The following is a 21,077-nucleotide window of genomic DNA, read 5'->3' on the forward strand; positions in this document are numbered from 1 at the left end:
TTGTTATCTTCCCTCCAATTGTGCAAATGCTTGTTGCACAATTGCATCTGGTGATTCAAAATTTAACGATATCATTAATAAATTATGAAGTTCACTTGAGGTATGGGTATTTACAACATTTTTGGCGTTATGATTACTCATTAGAAAACCAACATAATCTATCTGCAGTTGATTTGATAGAAATAATACAGCACAATTCTGAACCTTCTGTGCAAGCTCCGAGTTACCAACTTCAAACAAACGCTCTGCAACAAACATTAATGAAATAGGTAGTCCAGTTCGATTTGAACGTACAAGCCCTTCAACTATATCGACAACTGCTTTCTTATCTGGAATTCCTCTGAATTTCGATTCCCCGACAATAATTCGTACTGGATCAGAATCCATATCAAAAAGCAAAACATCGTCGCCTTTCATTGATTGTTCCACATTCGGATTGTATCTCAACCTGTATATAGGGAGCTCCGCCTGAGTCGTTGTACACAAATACTCCGCCAAAAAAACTTCAGCAAAATTCCCTTTCTGGGTTGTAGTATTTTTGGGAAAAGGGGACACAAGCATTGGTGCATCCTTTATCTGAAGAGTTTCGATTAAATCTCTACGGCGTTCTAAAGCCTCGGGGCTAATGTGATGATTTTGCAGTGCCAACGTCATATAGTCCAGAAATACATCTCGACTACTATTTTCTAATAAACATCTATGGGAAACACCATTTGTAGAGCTTTCATCATTAGATAAAAGTGATTCGGCAAATGGATGGTTTTCAGATGGATGATCATTTATAATTGGCATAATTCCCTCAACTCCCTAACCAATAAGAATTCTCATACTATTACGGAAAACTTTCATTATATACCAATCTTCAGGTTCTAAATATTCGACAAAAGAAGGGATCACTCCAATTTTACAGAAGGCGTACGGAATGCTCTAAGTGTCTGAATCCTTTAAAAGACTTCATTGTTGGTTTAAGCCCACCTTAGCATAAGCACCTTCGTTGCGGATTTCAAAAATTGAATATCTTAGGTATGGAAATTCTAAAATTAAGTCGTTTAATCTTTTGCTTAATTGTTTTTTTGCAGTAGTATGTCCATTACTCTGGTTCTTAGCTTCAACAACTACCATAAAAAAATCCTCGGGATTTTTTTGCGGCAAGAAGAATACACCATCAAACTCAGCATCATTATTGGGATTCTTGGGATCATACTTGAGTTCAGTTGACCCAACGTACACAAAAATTGGCCCCCTATGATTAAGTTCTAGTACCACTTTTTTAGATAATTCTAGTTCATGTAGTCTGTCTGAGGATATGTTTCCTCTCACCCTATCGATATAACGTTTAATTTGTACTTCTGTGTTCACTCTTCCACGTTGAAAGAAAAAAGGGCCCTCCCCACCTGGATCAGATATCCAATCGAGCTTAAATAGACTTTTCGGGCCAAACACATTCTTTAGAACAAAACGATATATTCTTTCCTTATTCTCAAAATCTTTCAATTGGAATGTTTGATTATTAAACTTCCTTATTTTGCTGACTTGATTTAAAATACTCAAACTCTTTACAAGAGCAACCCGACTATGAATTCTCACATTTAAACCAAATGCAATACGTAAAAGTGAAAATGATGGGTCAATTTGAACTCCTACTCGGCATGCAGCCTTTCCTATATTATTTCTCAGATCATTTTCCCACTTAACCAAGTCAATATTGAAGCTTTCTCTATCCATCGAATCAATTACTACATCCACTTGTAGCACTCTGTCCAGATCCCAATCCGGCTGGGTATATTGCCTTCGATTACCATTGAAAATCTCCATCACTTTATTATCATTAGAGATAGGTTCAAGTAAATCCCTAACAACTGATACTCTATTCCAAGATCGATCTACGTCATTAAAATCACTTGCTATTCTTTCACCTAATCTCTGGCTTGCTAGAAGTGCATTCGGGTGTAGGTATACAGTATCCTGTAAAACAGTTTCCAAGTTTTTAAGTGCCAGTCGTAATTGAGAGCTTCGTATTAGAATATCCTCAAAGACATTCTCAAAATCTAATAATATAGAAGATATATCTAAAGAAAACGGTACTGGTGAGTACAATGAATCTAATATTAAGAACGATAAAGTTCGAATACTCCGATATAATTCAAACAACCTTTTTAGGCCAGGAGGATTATCTTCATCTTGTGTGATATATGATTTCAACAAACTTTCTGGAAAGGATATAAAATCTTCATTGCCTCCATTACGCCTGTATCTCTTTAATAGAAAAAGACCGATTAATAGATGTGTATCATAAACACCGTACGTTTTATAATTTTTATTGAAAAGTTTCGGTTCATTTAAGCCGTGTTTAAATCCCTTTTTAAGTTCAGGATTCTCATGTAATAAATGCTGAAAAACTCTGGAGGCTGCAAAAGTCTCAGGTAAATGCCCTAGATTACATAGAAGCACTAGACATTGCAAAATTTCAGCTCCACTAGGATTTTGCTGTAATCCTGGTAGTTTACCAAATTCTTTTCTATTTTTTGCACTAAGTCCGAGTCCCTTTTGTTTTTGAAGAGCACAGATTAAACTCCATTGTAAAAAAATATATTCAAACCTTGTATGGTGGGATCCTGGAAAAACATCACGAAGTGAACCCAATTGATTGGTTGTATGAAACTTATTCTCATAACCCATTGGCTTTAAAAAACTATATAGTTTCTGTGCATACGGGTATAAGGATACCTCCAGCATGCCAAAACCTGGAAGGTTATATCTAATAATCTCAATACTCATTTTTGTACCCCTCATTATTGTATTTCAAGAAGACATTTTAAATTTATCTTGTTAAGCCTTTTGTGATTATGAATGTATATATTAATAGTATGACACTTTGAATTCTCTTTTCTCCACTTAACACAATTGTCGCCTTGTAGCCACAATCGAAATTCACGGTTTACCGATGTTGCCGTAAAGTGAGATCCGTTCAGCCACTCTAATAATGCACAACATGATTGGTTACGTTGCTCCTTACTCAGACTTCATAAGCTCGTTTCTATACTCATCCAATAACAATTGGTTCAATTCCGAGAAAGCCTCAAGTTTCTTAATCCTCGAAATTATAGTCTTTCGTTTTTTTTCATTTTGTTTCTGGCCTTCTCCCCAAATATCATTATGCAAATCTCGAAAGATTACAGAAAAATGGTCGTCTTCCTGAAGTGCTACTGAATTCTCTAACCATTCGATTGTAGAATCATCAGTTGCAGCCAATGCAGCTTGTTCAAGCACATATTTTAACCACACACGCGCTGCTTCATCTATTCCATCGGCTATATCCAGCCACTTTTGCACCTCTTCAGGGACACCATCCTTTTTTTCCTTTCTATTTTCAAAGAAGAAATGACGTTCATTTTCAGGATCAAGCCGTGCAAGTGTACGAATTATAGGCTCAAAATTTTCAAATGGCCTTGAACCCCTCGGGAATGATAACCTGTGTTTCCATAATTTTAATATCGTTTCAACACAACGTTCTTCCGCCTCTTTTTTTTCAGCTCCAGTGCTATTTTCAGCTCTTTCAATTTGCTCAGCAATATAATGCGCCATCCATCGAGCAGTGGTGTCTACACCAGGGTCCAAACTAAACTCTTTGACTAGCGCTTTGCCTAAGTTCATAGTACGTTTCTGTATCTCTGAGTCTTCCATCGGCTGAGAAGATAAATAATTTGCTAAGCGGTGGCTTATACTCATCCGACCCACTCCCTCTCATGTATGATTTCTGTCTAAATCTTCTTCTAATTTGAACTTCAATAATTAATTCACTTTGGAATTCAGAGCAAAGTCTTTTTAGAAATGAGAGCGATGCTGTTAGTCTATTGCCGCGGCACATTTCCTCATCTTCATGACTATCATGAATAGGCGCCCAGATTTCACAAATTATTGATGCTCTACTCTCATCCGCCAAAGTCCATTCCCTCTTCTCATAATCAGAGGATATCTTCATTTTCTCAGCGATTGAGTTCCCTATTTTATAAGGCGGGTAATCTACTTTAGCAGAATGTGGATCGAACTCATCCAGACGCTTAGATGCTTCTTCTTGATATACCCAACCTTTAAGTTTAAAAGTATCCACGTTTATTTCCATTTCCTCTTCTTCGTAATCAGGTAACTTAAAATCATGAGGATTTGAACATGTGCTCAATGCATGCAAAAGAGATTGCGCAGTGGCCGATGATACAAGAGAGCTTGCAATATAGAAACTTTCCGATCTTTCACTCTCTCCATCCTCCCAAGATCCGAACACGTTTAGCCATAGTTCTCCGTTTCTTTCAGACAATATGCCATCAAGAAAATCATCATTTGATATCTCTTCACGCCAATCTGGATTTCTCATTTCATTAATCCAATCCCTTCTATACAAAGGAATAGGATCTCTACGGTCATATAGCCAATAACCATCACTTCGAGTCAATAAGTGTCTGTGTAACCACTCATGCCACTCATCTTCATACCAATCCGAGCTGTGAACAACAGGCATTTTCTCCAGCAACCTCGAAGCCACAACAAGCATGGCATGATATGAAAGATAAAAATTATAATTATCTATACGAGGGTATCCTTCATGGTGATGATACACATCCTGTTGGACTCTAGAGGATCTCCACAATGAATGACGCGGATCATTTATAAATCTATCATCTTGATCTATATTCCACTCATTTATAACAACGTCCGTAGCAAGGTCTTCAACTTGCTCACTTGTAATACCAAATACCTCCGCTAATGGTTCAAACCAGTACCTATCAAAATCATACCCATGATGAAAAGTTAAACTTGTATTAATCGTTTCGTTAGCATGCCAATAACTATCTCTTGTTTCCCAACGATCCTCTAATTCAACCTTACCAAATTGACTTTTCCCCACTTTTTGAAGTGAATCAACTTCTTCTTCCGAGTAAGTCCCTGGATAAGCCTTTTCGATATTAAGTGCTATATCAGTTGCATATTTTTGAATAAGTATATGAAGTGAAGATTGCAAGGCATGCTTGTAGAAAACATTCTTATGACGTAGTAAAATGTGCGGATTATCTATTGATACTCGAGCAAGTGAAATTAATAAATATAATCTTGCATGTAAGTTGTAGAATGGAAATTTATTAGCCCCAAATGCATCAACAGTATCCCTTTCCATCCAATCAATTAAAGCATCGATCTCATCCCTGCATTGAGCTTCTGCGAGTCTACGAACACAGTGAACGGCACACCAGCGTGTTGAAGATCTTGGAGAACCTAAAGCAGACCAAACAAAACCTGTAAAAGCACTATCCATGTGAACCGGCGGTAACCACAATTGAGACCATGGCCCATCAGCGTACTCAGAATCAATATGTAGTTCGAATCTCGATAATGCGAAGTCAAGTAAATCAGTTGCTTCCTGTGTTGAGATATGTTTCGAAGCAACAGTTACAAAGCCAAAAAATGTAGTTGCATGAACCAAATCTCCATGGGTTGCTAATCCTTCGATTATTCCTTTTTGAATAAAAGGTATATTTTCCGCCCCTAAATGAAGTCTCCTAGTGAAAAAAGAGATTGATCCCCTTTCCAGCAGAAACGTAGCAAATCGTTTCCCTACGTATTGCATGATTTGGGGCCACTCAATTTTAATGCTCATTTTGCGATGCCATTCTTCCGGCACTAACAAAAGCGCATTCTGTATATCATAAAAATCGGCTTCATCTACTTTAATAAGCTCATAAAAAAATTTCTTCGCTTTACTATCGGAAATTCGATTGTAGACTTCACGCCATAAGGACTCGCTGTTTCGCACAGTCTGAGGAAGTCCATCATAACGTTGGATAGCTTGTCTTAATCCATTAGATGAAACCAAGTCCAAATCATGCAGCAGATCGTTCCAATCGATCGCACTCTCTTCCGACTGTACACGAAGCGAGGAAGTACTTTCTTGGTTAATAGTATTCACTTCTTCATCAATAATTTCGCGATTATAAGCAATAACTTCATCCAATAGATTACTTTGTAAAGAGTACTTTTTAGCCGTTTCAGCAATCCTTTCCCAAACTTCCCCTCCAACTCCGTTTATCCTAAGTTCTCTAATGACTGAATCAAAAATATACTTCCGGTTATCATGCGATGTTTCCTTCTCTATACATAGTCTTGAGAAATCCCCTATTTCATACTCCGTCATAAACGCAGAAAGAGACCATGCTACCGTTGGTACAACGTAGCCGCTTCTTACAATTTCCTCGGACAAAGCAATTAATTGACGATTAAATCGACCAATTTCCCGGTCCCGCCATCTGCTTAGTGCAGCGATTCCAGTTACCGGGGACAATCGAATACAAGTCCTAACAGCCTCGTCCCTGTCCCAATACTTTTCGCGAGCTACATTTTCTCCGATAAGCTCTGCACAACGTATAAATCTGTAAGCTAAATCGTAAGGTGCAAATTCATCTACTTTTCTTTGGTTAGCTAGGGAAACAACTGCTCCCCATCTCTCGACGATTTCATCGCCAAATTTCGAAACGGCATCGATGGCAAAATTGAAGTAAACCGCGGCATCATCACGATTTACATTAATCAATGCTCGTGCAAGATCAATGTAACAGTTTGCCCTTTCCTCTGGGCCAATGTCTGTAGCAGAACGGATTACGTCATAAGCATATTGTTCAAAATCGCGCCTCTGTTCAGCTAAGTGGCTTAATCGGAAAGCAGAACGAACTAATTTTAGATGGTCAGGAAGAAACATCCTGTTAGCCTTTATATAATTTTCATAAAAAGTTTTGGCTGACATTTGTCCGGAAAATTTATGAAACATCAAAACGTCGCAACATATTCTAGCTATTTCCGTTGGTAAACTATCAAAGTCTCTATATCGACTCGCTGTTGCTGATCCTGACTTCTTTTTCACTTCCGCTACTTCATTTTCAAAATCAAGAATATCCCCTGCTAAACAGCGTATCCGCAGCATATACCAAGGTAACAGTCCGTCAATTACCTCTTTTATTTCTCTTACCTCTTGTTCATCCTTATATTTTCTATTCTGTTGTAGATTCTTTGGAAGCAATTCATTAATATCGAATTCGAGATCTGAAAGTAATACTTTCTTTAATGCCAGTGCACGCATAAAAATTGCACGATCTTTATTATCGTAATCGCTTGTAATAGACCGTGTAGCACTTTGAGGGAAATAATGATTTAGAACCCTGATGATTTTCTCCTTCGGTAACTTGTTTGCTGCGCAAGATTCAAGAAAACAGATAAGAGATTGAAGTGTTGTGTCTTGAAAGGTGTCTTGTATTTTTGAAATTCTAGCTCGCTTTGCAGTTAGTAAATCAAGGCAAGTGCAGAGAACATCCGAATTAGGAATATACCCGATATCTAAGGATTCATGTGCGAAAGCAATTATCAAATACTGATTATGTTTACCTAGTTTTGCAAACTGCGTTGCAGCAGATAATTCCCCTAGGTCCATAAGCCGTCTAAACAGTTGCCTAGAAATATGATAGATTACTTTCTCCGGGTGCCAACTAATAAGGAATTCGAAGGCCTTCTCTATCCCATATAAATTAAAATGTGTGTATACGAGTTCCACAATTTCTTCATTTTTTAATTGTTCATGATGAAATGGAATATCTTCTTCTTCCTTATCTCTATCCTGGAAGTATAGACTTAACCAGTTCTCGGCAGCCCTAAGAAAGCTTCTGGCTTCCCCTCTAAAATTCTTGACTGTTGATAACAATGCTGCTGAGTAAACATTCTCTGATCCTCTCCAAGAACCACTAAACAAACGACGAAAAGCAAACTCTTGTACACGTTGTTCATCTTGTAAAGGCGCAATCAGATCAATATTGCTTGTAAGAAGTTCTAACTGTCGTTTATCACCGGCTACTTCCTCACCTGCTCGTAAAGCTAATTTTATTGCCTCAACAAAGCTTTCTTGTTTCAACGAAGCCTTAAATGCAAATTGAAGACGAAACACTCGAACATTTCGCTTATCAATGAGATTATCGGGAAGATACTTATCGGATAAAGCTAATTCAACAAGATCGGTGTTCTTCCCTGCTTGTAATAACAGAGCAGGCATAGCAGAAGCGACATATGAATACTCGTTAGCTAATGGTTTGATTTGTTCAATAAAAAACACTATTTGTTCCTTCGATGCTGCATACGTTTCCCTAAACCAAGTTTCCGTAGGCTCATCTCTAAACTGAACTGAGGAGTCAGAAAGCCATAAGGGACGTCCTATATCTGCAACAAAACTTCTTATAGCAGACTCCTCAACATCAGCTGCCCTAGATAGTATCTTCAGTGGAATAAAGGGAGGTAATGTAGCAAGACCTACACAGATAGAGTCGATTTGTTTTCTGTAATCATCATGAAGTTTATCTCTTATTGAATCAATTGCTGACATTAATTGTCCTTCTATTTGTTCGTCGACAGTGGTTCCAATACTACCAAGTCTGGAGAATACTTCAGCAATCGTACTACCATTTAAACTTAAAGCATTTGACTGTACACGTGGATTGCCACTAGTAAGCCTATGAAATTCTATTCCATCCTCTTTAGACGCTTGCGGATAATGAGACCTTAAATAATCAAAAGACTCTTTCTCCGAAAATGGCTTCAACTCAAGTTGTTTGATGTTACTAGGCGGCTGGAGTAAATGTATCCGCTCGGTTCTACAAAGGGCAACTATTTTAGCACCTTCAATTATACGTTCACGGAGAAGTTCATGAGCAAAGCAATTATCATTGAACTCCGCCGCGGCCATTTCAGCGTTATCGGCTGCATCTATTAGAATCACTAGGACTGCATTGCTATTTGATTTCTTCATAGCAATAACTGCTGTTTCAATTCTGTCGAGGAACTTTCTTAATATATCTGTTTCAGATGCGCCGGAATTCACTATTAGTGGATCACAAAGGCCTTGTACAGCCAATTCATTAACAATCTGAACAAATGCTTGGCGATGGTGATGCCTCACTTCGCTCCGATTACGATAACGTCCACCACCAAAGCAATCATATACAACGCCGAAAGATCCAACAGGTAATGATTTGGCTATTTGGCGAGCAAAAACCGTTTTTCCTACTCCTCCAGGAGCATGTATGATCAACGGAGCTGCTAATTCTAAAATGGTTTTCAACAAGTCATTATGCTGCTCTCTATGCACAAGAGTTTCAAGTTTTTCAAACTCAGGTGGAGCAGGAAAGAGATCACGTTCAGACGTAACTTTAAATTTCTCAAGTATTTCTTCACGAACAATTACACCATTGGAATCAGGTAAAGCCTTGTCGCGAACTAGTCCAGTAATACTTTCTATTTCAGGATTATCAATGCTTCCGGCAACCAACTGAGATATTTCTACATGAAGCCTATACTTCTGTCCATTATAGTCACCTTCACCGTCTGCGAATTTTAAACAAGCACAAAACCTTTTTAAATCTTCCTCAGATAACTGCGTATATTTTGATAATGTGTTCTTATACTTTGAATTGGCTTTCTCACCAGTAGATAACTTCTCAATATTTTCTTTAAGATTTTGATTAATTGGTCTATTGGTGACGATAGTAAAGATGACACTATCGATTTGGGTAGTGGCACTGGTAAGCTTTTGAAACCTTGCTGAAAAACCCTCAAATGTTTCCCTAAGATCACTAAGATCAAACGGGTTATTTTTATGAACAGTGGTGTGTTTCAATTGATAATAAGCTACATCTTGAAATCCTTGTCTAGTTAGCGAATCAGAGTACTCGGCAACATCAATAACATATTCTCCTGCAAGTTTATTCTCCTTAGAACCCTCAACCACAATTTGATTAATTCGAGACTTGGGTGAGATTAAACGCAGGCACCGGCGGGCAGCCCAACGGTAATGAAAAATGTCACCAGCTCTTGAATACCTAACAAGTTCGTTCTCCATTAATTAGCCCCCAAACTAAATCAAAATTAATTTTCATCATCTATGCGTCCGAAATTTATGTGGAATTCCCTTCTGTTGTTTAACTTTCCAAAGAAAGTCGCCGTCTACAAAAACGCTTGCTTTATTCATTGTTGCAGAATATCTATTTTCTCGTGCATCCACTAGTAGAAGTTCAAATTCAAATTGATCAGCACATATGCCGTATTCATCAATATTTAGTCTAAAAGGATCTGATGACTCAAAACCAACCATCAAATGTCCAACTGCTTCTGACTTTGGTGGCAATGCTAATTTGAAGTCTGCTCCTATGAATTCATCCAATCCATACACGTGATGCCTTGATAACTCTTTTCCATGACAATTACGGATGTACAACGTGCCCCCGATTATTGTTATAGGCAATTCTGTTGTATTCGCTAATACAACTTCTATTGATGCGCAACCTTCTGTATCATGTACGGCGTGTAGCGCATGTCCTAGAAATCTTATCTCGAACTGTCCTCTGCTTAAATACATATAATCAAAGTCGCTGCGTTTAGCCACTGTATTCGTACTTCCTTTGCGAATCAAGCAATATCCCTCGTTCAGTCTGTCAAATTTCTTCCTCATCATGTATGGCTTATTATCTGTTTTATAAATTTTAAAAACGCCTAGTACTGAATCTTTATATTCATATTTGAAATAATCAAACTGAATTTCCGGTTCGATATTATTCAGAATTAACTGCATATAATTGGAAGAATCTATAAACTCTTGCGGATCTATCCCCTTTATCTCCTTACCTTCTGGTCGATCCTTGACTCCAACAATGATAAATTTTTCTCCATTATGCCGCGAATTAGCCATCGCCATTATATCCATTAGTAAATCCATACTTTTGTCTTTATGGTACTGCTTCTCTTTAAAATCTAGGTAATCGCACTCATAGCCGAATTCGATTAGTTCAGCAATCTTATCCATAGGCACCTCACATTAACCTTATGTACAACGGACTATATGTTCACTGTAAAAATTCGACATCCAACAAGAAAATCCTACTTTATACACAAGAATTCTCCAAAAAGGTGGGCTACAGTAACAACATAAAAAAAGGAGGAGTAGCAATCGTGTTAATAAATGTGTCCTTTGTTTTATCGAGTAGATAGAGTATTACCTGTTCCTAAAGATATCGTGGATTGTCATGGCATTATATAGAATTATTTACTTGGTTCAAAGCGTAATGGTCATCTTTTCAAAAATGAATACCATAAAAAAAGTTGCCCTGAAAACTGGGCAACCTTTTGTAGTCAAAATAAATATATTCTTGGTTTTTGAAAAACGTTCAGTTACCAACATTAATATCCGTAGACCAACTTTATTGTCACTGAAAAGGCTCCAACACACCCAATCGCCCTTACTCCACCGTCACGCTCTTCGCCAAGTTCCGCGGCTTATCCACGTCATGGCCTAGCGCCAGCGAAGCGTAATACGACAGCAGCTGCAGAGGTACGACGGCAAGGGCTGGCGACAGGATCGGCAGCGTCTTCGGGATGCCGAAGATTTCGTCGACGGATTTGGCGACTTCGGCTTCGGTGCCGTTGTTAGCTACGGCGAGGACGTGGGCGCCGCGCGCCTTCACTTCCTTGATGTTACTCAGCGTTTTTTCGTACAGAGCTTCCTGCGTGACAAGAGCGATTACCGGAATGCCCTCTTCGATCAGCGCCAGCGTGCCATGCTTAAGCTCGCCGGCCGCGTAAGCTTCGGAGTGGATATACGATATTTCTTTGAGCTTCAGCGAGCCTTCCTGCGCGACTGCATAGTCCACGCCGCGGCCGATGAAGAACAGGCTCTTGTGGTGAGCCATGGACTCCGCCACCTGCTTCAGAACCGTCGCTTGCTCCAGGATGCTTTCGACTTGCTCAGGCAATGCATGCAGTCCTGCGATCAATGCTTCCACTTCGCTTTGCTCTTGCGTACCGAGCACGCCTGCAAGATGCAGACCGAACAGGTAGAACGCGATCAGCTGCGACGTATAAGCCTTTGTGGACGCGACAGCGATTTCCGGGCCTGCCCAAGTGACGATAACATCGTCCGCTTCACGGGCAACGGAGCTGCCGACAACGTTCGTGATAGCTAGCACGCGAGCGCCGTTCTTCTGAGCTTCACGGAGCGCAGCCAGCGTATCTGCTGTCTCGCCGGATTGGCTTACGACGATAACAAGCGTGTCAGGCGTAATGATAGGCGAGCGGTAACGATATTCGGAAGCGACATCCGTCTCCACGGAAATACGCGCCAGCGATTCGATGACCGATTTGCCGACAAGACCTGCATGGTATGCAGTGCCGCATGCGACAATATGCACCTTGCGGATCGACTTGATGTAGTCGCTCGACATCGACAATTCCTTCAACTGAACGGATTTGCCGTCGTCAGCGATCCGGCCCAGCATCGTGTCGCGATACGCCTTCGGCTGCTCGTATATTTCCTTCAGCATGAAATGATCGAATCCGGCTTTTTCCGCTGTCACAATGTCCCAATCGACATGGAATATTTCCTTGGAAATATTTTCTCCCTCAGTCGTCATCAGTTCGACACCATTACGTGTCAACACGGCCATTTCGCCGTCGTTCAATATATACACATCACGGGTATGCTCCAGGATCGCGGGAATATCCGACCCGATGAAGTTCTCGCCTTGGCCGATGCCGATGACGAGCGGGCTTGCGAATCGAACCGCAACCAGCTTCTCCGGCTCATATTCCGTCAGTACGCCAAGCGCGAATGCGCCACGCATACGCTTCACTGCGCGCTGCACCGCTTCGACAATATTGCCGTCGTATTCGTCAGCTACAAGATGCGAGATCACCTCGGTATCCGTCTCCGACACGAATACCCGGCCCTTCTCTATAAGCTCTTCCTTCAGCTCCAGATAGTTTTCGACAATACCGTTATGCACAACGGAGAACTTCAAGGAATTGTCCGTATGAGGATGGGAATTGACGTCAGAAGGCTTGCCGTGCGTAGCCCAGCGCGTATGGCCGATGCCCACGGAGCCCGCCAGCGGATCGCCCTTCAGCTTATCCTCAAGCACAGCCAGACGGCCCTTCGACTTCTTGATCTCAAGCCCGTTCGACGTGAACACAGCGATGCCTGCGGAATCGTACCCGCGGTACTCCAGCTTCTTCAGACCCTCCAGCAAAATATCCTGAGAATCGCGATTTCCAATATATCCGACAATACCACACATAATAAAATAGCCTCCGTTACGGTATATTTCCCATTGTCTAACGGACGCCGCCTTCCTTGCGCAGCAGTGCCAAGTATGAGGTTGTCACATCGGCCAACATCTATTACGCATGCTTGAAGAGAAGGCCGCTCCGAGGCGCCTTACACTCTTCCAGGACTTGCGCATGAAATGGCTAAGCATGTAACCCTTGGCCAGTGCCTGCCCCTCAGGCGGCAATCTGGACATATGGGAGCAGTATAATAATGACTGGCAGCCTGTCGTACGTTTGTAGGATCGGTCGCCCGATCGTTTTCCGTATCGACTTACGGTTGGCCGCTATATACCGGAAGGTCCCCGCCGAAAGTTCGAACACCTTCACCTCGTCAGCTTCCCGTATGAACGTCCTTAGTCTGCCCTGTACAAGCGGCTTCATCCGATCCGTTCATCACGCAAGCTCTGGCGCTTATGAATCTGCAGCAACCTCTATCCTCGCTTTCCTTCTGGAATCCTATGCTCTACTATATTCATTTCCTCCTATGGGCGCAACCACTTTTATGAAAATGATTGAAAATTGACGTCGTCTATCACATTTCTGCAAATCCATGCAAAACTCAATCATCAGCTGACAGATGCTGTCATTTTTTTTGCCTATTTTGTAATCTGCATTCCCTCCTCAAAAATAAAACACGGCCCCAAGCAAACGCCTGCGCGTTTGCCTGTGAGCCGCTTCATATCCGTTCATGGAGCTAATCGTTAGCCCAATTCACTTTTCACCACGCTAGCGATCTGGTCGACGTATGCCTCCACCTGCTCCTTGTCCGGCCCCTCTGCCATGACGCGAATCAGGGACTCCGTTCCGGACGGACGTACCAGCACGCGCCCATTGTCGCCCAGCTCCGCCTCCACCTGCTTCACCGCCGCTTCAATCGCGGCATTGCCGTTGTACAGGCTCTTGTCCGCGACACGCACGTTAACCAGCTTCTGCGGGAATTTGCGCATAAGGCCCTTCAGCTCGCCCAACTGCTTGCCCGCTTCCGCTACGGTATCCACCAACTGCAGCGCCGTCAGAATGCCGTCGCCCGTCGTAATGTAGTCCAGGAAGATCACATGGCCGGATTGCTCTCCGCCCAGGTTGAAGCCTCCGCGCCGCATCTCCTCCATCACGTAGCGGTCTCCTACAGCCGTCTTGGCCGTGTTCAGGCCAAGCTTCTCCGCCCCCTTGAAGAAGCCGATGTTCGCCATCACCGTCGTCACAATCGTATCGTGCGCCAGCTTGCCCTCCCGCTTCAGACGGTCGCCGATAATACACAGGATAAAGTCCCCGTCCACCTCTTCGCCCTTCTCGTCGATCGCGATCAAGCGGTCGGCATCGCCGTCGAAGCTGAGGCCGAGATCCGCGCCCAGCTCCAGCACCTTCTCCCGCAGGTATTCCGGATGGGTCGATCCGACGCCGGCGTTAATGTTCAGGCCGTCCGGCTCCGCGCCTACCGTGGTCACCTCTGCGCCCAGTTCGCGGAAGATGGCCGGCGCCAGCTCGAATGCCGCGCCATTGGCGCAGTCCAGCACAAGCTTCAGACCAGCGAACTGGCCCTTCACCGTTGTTTTCAAATATGCTAAGTATTGCTTCTTCGCGTTCTCGTCTGTCGCTACAGAGCCAATGTCCCCGCCTGCAGGACGCGGAAGCTCATCCTTCTCGGCATCGATCAACGCTTCAATCGCAAGTTCTGTGTCGTCGGATAGCTTGAAGCCGTCCCCGCCAAAAAACTTAATGCCGTTATCCTCCACTGGATTATGAGAAGCCGAGATCATCACACCCGCGTCAGCCCCCAGCTGCTTCGTCAAATAAGCGACAGCAGGCGTGGATACTACGCCCAGACGCACAACGTCCGCGCCGATGGAGGTAAGCCCCGCGATCAGCGCCGCCTCCAGCATAGGGCCGGATATACGCGTATCCAGACCGATGACGACCTTAGGCTTGCCCGTTGCCGTCTTCGTTAATTCATAGCCGCCGCAGCGGCCGATCTTGTAAGCAAGCTCCGGCGTCAAGCCCTGATTCGCGACTCCGCGCACGCCGTCTGTACCGAAATATTTCCCCATTAGTTACGTTCTCCTTTATCCCATATCTATTGCGATTCTTGTTACGATTACGTATACGCGCGAGGCTAGGCAGCCGTTACACGGCCAGACTGTCCGCTTGCAGCAAGCCTGGCCTCATTGAGGGCACCCCCCGCATTGCCGGAGGTGCCCCCGTTCCCTGACGCGGCATCCGTCTCGCCGTCCCCGCTGCTGCCGCCACTTGCGGAACCGCTGTCCCCTCGGTCTCCGTCAGGCGGCTCCGTCTGGGCGCCGCCGACCTCCAGCTCCTCTTGCTCGTCGGCCGACGCCGACTCATCCAGAATCTCCACGGTCGCGCTCAGCGTCTGACCTTCCGACAGAATCGGCTGCACGTAGGAGGGCAGCTCCAGCTCAAGCGCAATCGTATGGGTACCCGCTTCCAGACCGTCAATCTTCGCGATCACCGTCACGTCCTCCGCGCTTACATTCCTCAGCACAGACTCCGCTCCGCCGATAACAAGATCGATTGTCCCGCTGGCGGGACTGGCGATATCCGCGGTCATTCCATCCTCTGTTCCGATGATGGTAATGGGAAGATTGGACAATCGCTTCGTCGTTGTGCCCTCCACAATGACGGCAAGCTCAAGCTCAGCCGGATTCACCGCTTCGATGCCGTCCACCGGCGTCGTTTTTACCTTGACGGTGCCTGACTGCTTCACCTTGGACAGATCCAGCACCGCGCCGCCATACACGGTAATGGTATCCAGCACGCTCTGCTCGGCGTATACCGTGACCTGGTCCATCTCCGGCGTTACCGACACGAGGCTTAGATTGTCTGCAAGGGTGCCGGTATAGCGAATTTGAACAGGCACCTGCTTGTACGGCCTTGTAATCTTGGTCTCGACATGCAGGGTCGAAGGCTGTACGATTGCATTCGAAATTTCTTGGCCCTCTGTGTCATAGACGACAATCTTCGCCTTTTTGTTCTCGACAGATTTCACGGCGCCTTCGACATTCATCGTCACCGCCACAAGTCCAACCTTGTCCATGTCGTCTCTTGGCAGCGTGACCCCCACGACATTGCCGCCTTCCGACAGAACCTGAGGCGTTCCTGCGACATAGCCCTCAGCCGGCTGGCCTTCTATAATGACCTGTGCGTCGAAGGTCTTGCTGACAATCTCCTCGATCTGCACCGTTACCTGGCGTGGAGAGAGCTCCACCTCCTCGATGCCTTTGGGCAGCTTGAGCGTAAGCGGCAGCTCCTGAATACCCGGCTTGACATTGGTGAGATCGACGTTGACGACGTAATCCAATGGTGTATTTTTGCGCAGGTTCGAGATCGAGCCCTCTACAACTAGCCTCACGACTGTCGGCTCCATTGCGGTTAATACATATTTCTCTTCATCCAGGCCTATAGGCTCGATTGTAACTGCCTCCAAAGCCGACGTATCTACGCTGGACACAGTTGCTTGCGGAGCCGTCTCCGGATCGATATGTACAACGGCGAACAGCAGCACGCCGAGCAGCACCGATATTATCTTAAGAGCAGTAGGATGACTCAGCCACTTGTCCATTGTCAATCCTCCTTCCGTTTCCAGAACGAAGCCAAGCCGCTCTTTTCCTTGCCGTTCACCTTAGGGGTCAGCTCGTCGAACAGCTTGGAGATCAGCGATTCCTCATTAATGTCGCGCACAATCATCCCGTTGATGGAGAGGGACACCTGTCCCGTCTCCTCGGAGACGATGACCGACATCGCATCGCTGATCTCGCTGACCCCGATAGCGGCGCGATGCCGAGTTCCCAGCTCCTTGCTGATGAACGGATTCTCAGACAGCGGCAAGTAGCAGCCCGCCGCCATTATCTGATTGCCTCGTATAATAACAGCTCCGTCGTGGAGCGGCGCATTCGGGGTGAAAATATTAATCAACAGCTCCGATGTAATACGCGACTCCATCGATATGCCGGATTCGATCAGCTCGCTGACGCCCGTCTTCCTCTCGAACACGATAAGCGCCCCGATCTTGCGCTTGGACATATACTGTATGGCGCGCATAATCTGCTCCAGCTGCTCGCTCAGCGCGTTCCGCTCCATGGACGAGCCTCGGGAGAACAGATCGCCCCGGCCAAGCTGCTCCAGCGCTCTTCTCAGCTCCGGCTGGAAGATGATCATCACCGTCACGATCCCCCAGGTGAACATCTGATTCATCAGCCACTTGAGCGTGTACAGGTTGAACCATGTGCTGATCGCCCATGTCGCCACAAGCACAAAAATGCCTTTGAGCAGCTGCACAGCGCGGGTTCCGCGAACGATCAGAATTAATTTATAAATAATATAGCTGACGATTCCGACATCAATCGAGTCCTTCAGCCAATCCTGCCAGGTCGAATCTGTAAAATAACTCACCTTTCGACAACCCCTAACTGCAGAGCACGTAGTATCTCTATATTCGTGTTTCAACTTTATTGTTTTCTATAAAAGGGGAAGGAAATCCTTTATTCTAAAATTATTTTCAGAAAATTTTCTATTAGTGCGTGTTCAAAAAGTCCAGTTTTCAGCACCGAGAAGATCGGATGAAGCTAGGAAGTGAGGAGTGGTACACGTTTTCGGAGAAAACGACATCGTAAGCATCCTCTTAGTGGAGCTACGTGAGCACCTCCAGTGTTTCCGGAGGAAACACACTTCGTAAGCATACGCTTGTTTCGGCTGAATTCGATATTCGATGCCGAGTATGCTTCCTGATTAGCTTCGTGATCAAAAGTGGGCTTTTTGAACAACCTCTATTAGACTTGTCGAAAAAAAACGCCCCCCTTTCCAATGGAAAGGGAAGCTTTCGTCGTTATTGCGGCAGCACGCCTCCGAATACGGAGGTGACCTTGAACCAGAACCAATCCAGCGCTTGGTCAATTTCACGGCTCTGTCCCGCGATATGTCCTGTTGAGGCGAGCACCATCGAGCCGTCGATAACGGTCACGTCTCCGTCCACGGTGCCTTGCACCTCTACTTTACCGTTCTCCACGGTTAAGCTGCCCGCAACTTGCACGCCCTCCGGCACAATGACGGTGTCACCGTTGATGACGACATGCTGCAGATCCTCGCCAGAAACGACCATCTGCGTATCCTGATCCCACGTCGCCATGAAGCTGCCCAGTATAACGAGCAGGAACACGGCTGCGGCCGTCAGGCCGGGATACTTGTACAGGAGGCTCGCGAAGCGGCCGCGCCCCTTGCTTCTAGACTTCGGCAGCTGCGCCATGATGCGCTCCTTCAGCTGAGTGGACGATGCTTCGTCCAATTGAGCGGACGGCTTGACCGACTCCCACGCGGAGAAGGCAGCCGCGTCCGCTTGCTCCAGCTCCTTGAAGCGAGCGCTGCAGGAGGAGCATGCCTTCAGATGCGACTGCAAGGCGAGAATCTCCTCGCGAGGCAGCTCGCCGTCCAGGTAGTCATGGATTTTGACGATGGCGACTTTGCATTCCATAGCAGCCATTCCTTTCCTCTGATGCTTATGCTTGTGAATGTATGGGCACTGTCTGTGCCAAGACCTTTAAGTGACGAGTAACTGAACACACATTATAGGATACGTATGACGAGAGATGATGTTTCAAAAAAAACAAAACACCCGCTGGTCCCCTTATAATCGGTGCTCCAGCTTCTTGCGCAGAAACTCCCGCCCGCGATGCACACGCGTCTTGATCGTCGTCACCGGCATGCCGAGAATATCTCCGACCTCCTGCAGCGACAAATCCTGTATGTATCTGAGCATCATAACCGTCTTGTATTTGGGCGGCAGCGACTCCATCGCTTGATGGATAATGCGCTGGGTATCGGACAGGATCAGCTCCGTCTCCGGCGTCTTGTTGTCGCTCGGGATCATGGAGTAGCCGTCCAGCCCTTCGTATTCCTGCGATTCCGCATCCAGCGAATACGTCGGCTTCCGCTTCCGGAGCCGGTCAATGCACAGATTAGTGGCAATGCGATAAATCCACGTTGAGAATTTGAGCGTCTCATCGAAGCGGTCCAAGTTTTTGTACACCCGCAAAAACGTATCCTGCACAACATCCTCCGCCTCCTGGCGGTTGCTCAGCATACGGTAAGCCATATGGTAGAGCTTGTCTTGGTACAGATCCACAAGCTCCGCGAATGCCTGCTGGTCACCCTTGAGGGCAAGCCGCGCAAGCCTGTTCTCCAGCACATTCACCTATTTATTCCTCCAAACGTCTCGATCGTCCGCCCGCTTTCGACTTTGCATGACTTCCATTCATGAGTTCACCTACTAGAAAAATGGTAATCCACCAGGCGGCAAATTGCAAGAAGTTATCTGCGCGGCTTGTCGTTAGGGGCGAGATCGCTGCGGGAGGATTCCGTTGGAAGCGATTTGCTTCTTCTATAAGAAAAACGCCTGACGGCGTCCTTGATTAAAGCGATCGCCCGCGTCATCATCTCAACCGGGCTTCTAACGGTCAAAAAAAAATCCTTTAGACTAGTCTAATCGGCCATTCAAAGTTGTAACGCACATTTTCGAATGTTAGAACGACACTTGAGGGAAAGTCAGTGCGTTTAGGAGGGCTAAGCGTCCAGTTTGACCGTTACAGCCTGGAAAGCGCTACATTCGAGCTCTAAGCGCATTTTTTGTCCGTTAGCGTCGCGGCGTTCGAACCGCGTGAAAATGTTATACGCTATAACTGGGACAAAAACCAGCGGCTTGTCGCCGCTGGCCGAATCCACCTTGCTTATCCGTGAAGCGTGTTCGTCTTCAGTCCCTCCAGCACCTCGCGGATGGTCGTCGTCGGGATAGCGAAGCCGATGCCCTGCGCCTCGGCGTTGACCGCTGTATTGATGCCGATGACCTCGCCGTTCTCGTTCAGCAGAGGACCTCCCGAATTGCCGGGATTAATGGAGGCATCCGTCTGAAGCAGGTGCTCGAAGGTATGCTCCCCCTCCTCGTCGACAATCGTGATGGGGCGCTCCTTGGCGCTCAGCACACCCATTGTCAGCGTCTGATCAAAGCCATAAGGATTACCGATCGCCAGCACCCAGTCGCCGATACGGGTGTCGTCAGAATCGCCCAGCGTCAGAGCCGGGAAGGCCTTGCCGTCCGGATTCACAACCTTCAGCACCGCCAGGTCAAGCTCAGGGCTGGAGCCCAGCACCTCAGCCGTAAGCGGCTCGTCATAGCCCTGCACAGTCACCTTGACCTCAGCCGCATCGGCAATAACATGCTGGTTCGTCAGAATATAGCCCTCCTTGTCGAAGAAGAAGCCTGTTCCCGATCCGCTTAACGTCAGCTCGCCGCCGCTTTGCGGGGTCTGCTGTCGCGAGGCCCCTCCGCGGCCGCCTCGCGACTCGCTGCCATAGAAGGAATCAAACCAAGGATTGCCCGTCATCGTCCACTGCTGCATAAGGGCATAATTTTCAATCTTCACGACAGCCGGACTTGCCTGCTCGTAGATCGAAGCAATATCTTCCGCCGAGCTGAAGGAGGCCGTCGTCAGCCCCGCTCCCGCGCCGGTCGATCTACTATCCGCCGTTACGCCTGCCGAATAGGCTGCGCCTGACGTCCCGCCTGTAAACAGGTTGCTTCGATCAGCCGTATAGGAGAAGCCGCCAATGACCATCGCCCCCGTCAGGAATGCCGCCACCATCGGCATTGCCTTAGCCCTCTTCTTGCGGCGGGCCGGCTTGCTCACAGCCACTTCCTTATAATAAGCCTCAAATTGGTTTCTATAATCATTCGATTCGTTATACATACTGTCCATCCTCCCTCATGTGCTGCTGTTGTATGGCATATCTCTATCATGAGGGACGCACCTTAAATCAATCTTAAGTCCAACTAAAAGCAAACTAAAAAAAGCCGCCATCATCAGCCTTTTGGACTGATGACAGCGGCTTTCTCA

The 21,077-nt window shown here is 45.7% G+C and carries 14 protein-coding genes; all 14 read right to left on the reverse strand.

The annotated features are described in order from the left end of the window. Positions 1–3 precede the first annotated feature (3 nt). The 14 genes from AB1S56_RS22150 to AB1S56_RS22215 all read right to left on the reverse strand — a co-directional run bounded on the left by AB1S56_RS22150 (position 4) and on the right by AB1S56_RS22215 (position 20,930). Complete coding sequence (locus AB1S56_RS22150; protein ID WP_340873024.1) at positions 4–792, reverse strand: Hachiman antiphage defense system protein HamA; 789 nt, start codon at positions 790–792, stop codon at positions 4–6. Between the two features lie 162 nt (positions 793–954). Continuing rightward, complete coding sequence (locus AB1S56_RS22155) at positions 955–2,778, reverse strand: hypothetical protein (RefSeq protein WP_340873025.1); 1,824 nt, start codon at positions 2,776–2,778, stop codon at positions 955–957. Between the two features lie 234 nt (positions 2,779–3,012). Beyond that, on the reverse strand, positions 3,013–3,654 hold the full coding sequence (gene avs3b, locus AB1S56_RS22160) for an AVAST type 3 anti-phage proein Avs3b (protein ID WP_340873027.1): 642 nt from the start codon (positions 3,652–3,654) through the stop codon (positions 3,013–3,015). Continuing rightward, complete coding sequence (locus tag AB1S56_RS22165) at positions 3,620–9,922, reverse strand: ATP-binding protein (RefSeq protein WP_340873028.1); 6,303 nt, start codon at positions 9,920–9,922, stop codon at positions 3,620–3,622. The genes avs3b and AB1S56_RS22165 overlap by 35 nt, the downstream gene beginning before the upstream one ends. Before the next feature lie 36 nt (positions 9,923–9,958). Continuing rightward, entirely contained in the window at positions 9,959–10,882 is a 924-nt protein-coding gene (locus AB1S56_RS22170) for an ATP-binding protein (RefSeq protein ID WP_340873029.1), read from the reverse strand. A gap of 433 nt (positions 10,883–11,315) precedes the next feature. Beyond that, a complete protein-coding gene (gene glmS / locus AB1S56_RS22175) occupies positions 11,316–13,148 on the reverse strand; it encodes a glutamine--fructose-6-phosphate transaminase (isomerizing) (RefSeq protein WP_340873031.1) in 1,833 nt (610 codons plus the stop codon). Between the two features lie 205 nt (positions 13,149–13,353). Further along, complete coding sequence (locus AB1S56_RS22180) at positions 13,354–13,560, reverse strand: hypothetical protein (RefSeq protein WP_340873032.1); 207 nt, start codon at positions 13,558–13,560, stop codon at positions 13,354–13,356. Between the two features lie 320 nt (positions 13,561–13,880). Next, positions 13,881–15,224: a phosphoglucosamine mutase gene (gene glmM / locus AB1S56_RS22185; protein WP_340873033.1), complete on the reverse strand. Its 1,344-nt coding sequence runs from the start codon at positions 15,222–15,224 to the stop codon at positions 13,881–13,883. Between the two features lie 65 nt (positions 15,225–15,289). Then, positions 15,290–16,756 (reverse strand): CdaR family protein, encoded by a 1,467-nt coding sequence (locus AB1S56_RS22190; protein ID WP_340873034.1) that lies wholly within the window; start codon positions 16,754–16,756, stop codon positions 15,290–15,292. 2 nt (positions 16,757–16,758) lie between these two features. Continuing rightward, positions 16,759–17,586 carry a diadenylate cyclase CdaA gene (gene cdaA, locus AB1S56_RS22195; RefSeq protein WP_340873036.1) on the reverse strand — a complete coding sequence of 276 codons (828 nt, stop codon included), beginning with the start codon at positions 17,584–17,586 and terminating at the stop codon, positions 16,759–16,761. 433 nt (positions 17,587–18,019) lie between these two features. Beyond that, positions 18,020–18,661, reverse strand: coding sequence for a zf-HC2 domain-containing protein (locus AB1S56_RS22200; RefSeq protein ID WP_340873037.1), 642 nt, complete (start codon positions 18,659–18,661; stop codon positions 18,020–18,022). A 153-nt stretch (positions 18,662–18,814) separates the two neighbouring features. Beyond that, a complete protein-coding gene (sigW, locus tag AB1S56_RS22205; RefSeq protein WP_340873039.1) occupies positions 18,815–19,381 on the reverse strand; it encodes an RNA polymerase sigma factor SigW in 567 nt (188 codons plus the stop codon). 116 nt (positions 19,382–19,497) lie between these two features. Then, entirely contained in the window at positions 19,498–19,647 is a 150-nt protein-coding gene (locus AB1S56_RS22210; protein ID WP_340873040.1) for a hypothetical protein, read from the reverse strand. 266 nt (positions 19,648–19,913) lie between these two features. Then, a complete protein-coding gene (locus AB1S56_RS22215) occupies positions 19,914–20,930 on the reverse strand; it encodes a trypsin-like peptidase domain-containing protein (protein WP_340873041.1) in 1,017 nt (338 codons plus the stop codon). Positions 20,931–21,077: the final 147 nt, after the last annotated feature.

The organism is Paenibacillus sp. PL2-23 (assembly GCF_040834005.1).
Taxonomy (GTDB): domain Bacteria; phylum Bacillota; class Bacilli; order Paenibacillales; family Paenibacillaceae; genus Pristimantibacillus.

What these genes read in the sequence shown, in the direction of transcription:
- AB1S56_RS22165 (WP_340873028.1), bottom strand. Translation starts at nt 9,922, where the DNA reads ATGGAGAACGAACTTGTTAGGTATTCAAGAGCTGGTGACATTTTTCAT.
- AB1S56_RS22180 (WP_340873032.1), bottom strand. Translation starts at nt 13,560, where the DNA reads ATGAAGCCGCTTGTACAGGGCAGACTAAGGACGTTCATACGGGAAGCT.
- AB1S56_RS22155 (WP_340873025.1), bottom strand. Translation starts at nt 2,778, where the DNA reads ATGAGTATTGAGATTATTAGATATAACCTTCCAGGTTTTGGCATGCTG.
- AB1S56_RS22215 (WP_340873041.1), bottom strand. Translation starts at nt 20,930, where the DNA reads ATGTATAACGAATCGAATGATTATAGAAACCAATTTGAGGCTTATTAT.
- glmM (WP_340873033.1), bottom strand. Translation starts at nt 15,224, where the DNA reads ATGGGGAAATATTTCGGTACAGACGGCGTGCGCGGAGTCGCGAATCAG.
- glmS (WP_340873031.1), bottom strand. Translation starts at nt 13,148, where the DNA reads ATGTGTGGTATTGTCGGATATATTGGAAATCGCGATTCTCAGGATATT.
- avs3b (WP_340873027.1), bottom strand. Translation starts at nt 3,654, where the DNA reads ATGAACTTAGGCAAAGCGCTAGTCAAAGAGTTTAGTTTGGACCCTGGT.
- AB1S56_RS22150 (WP_340873024.1), bottom strand. Translation starts at nt 792, where the DNA reads ATGCCAATTATAAATGATCATCCATCTGAAAACCATCCATTTGCCGAA.
- AB1S56_RS22170 (WP_340873029.1), bottom strand. Translation starts at nt 10,882, where the DNA reads ATGGATAAGATTGCTGAACTAATCGAATTCGGCTATGAGTGCGATTAC.
- AB1S56_RS22190 (WP_340873034.1), bottom strand. Translation starts at nt 16,756, where the DNA reads ATGGACAAGTGGCTGAGTCATCCTACTGCTCTTAAGATAATATCGGTG.
- AB1S56_RS22200 (WP_340873037.1), bottom strand. Translation starts at nt 18,661, where the DNA reads ATGGAATGCAAAGTCGCCATCGTCAAAATCCATGACTACCTGGACGGC.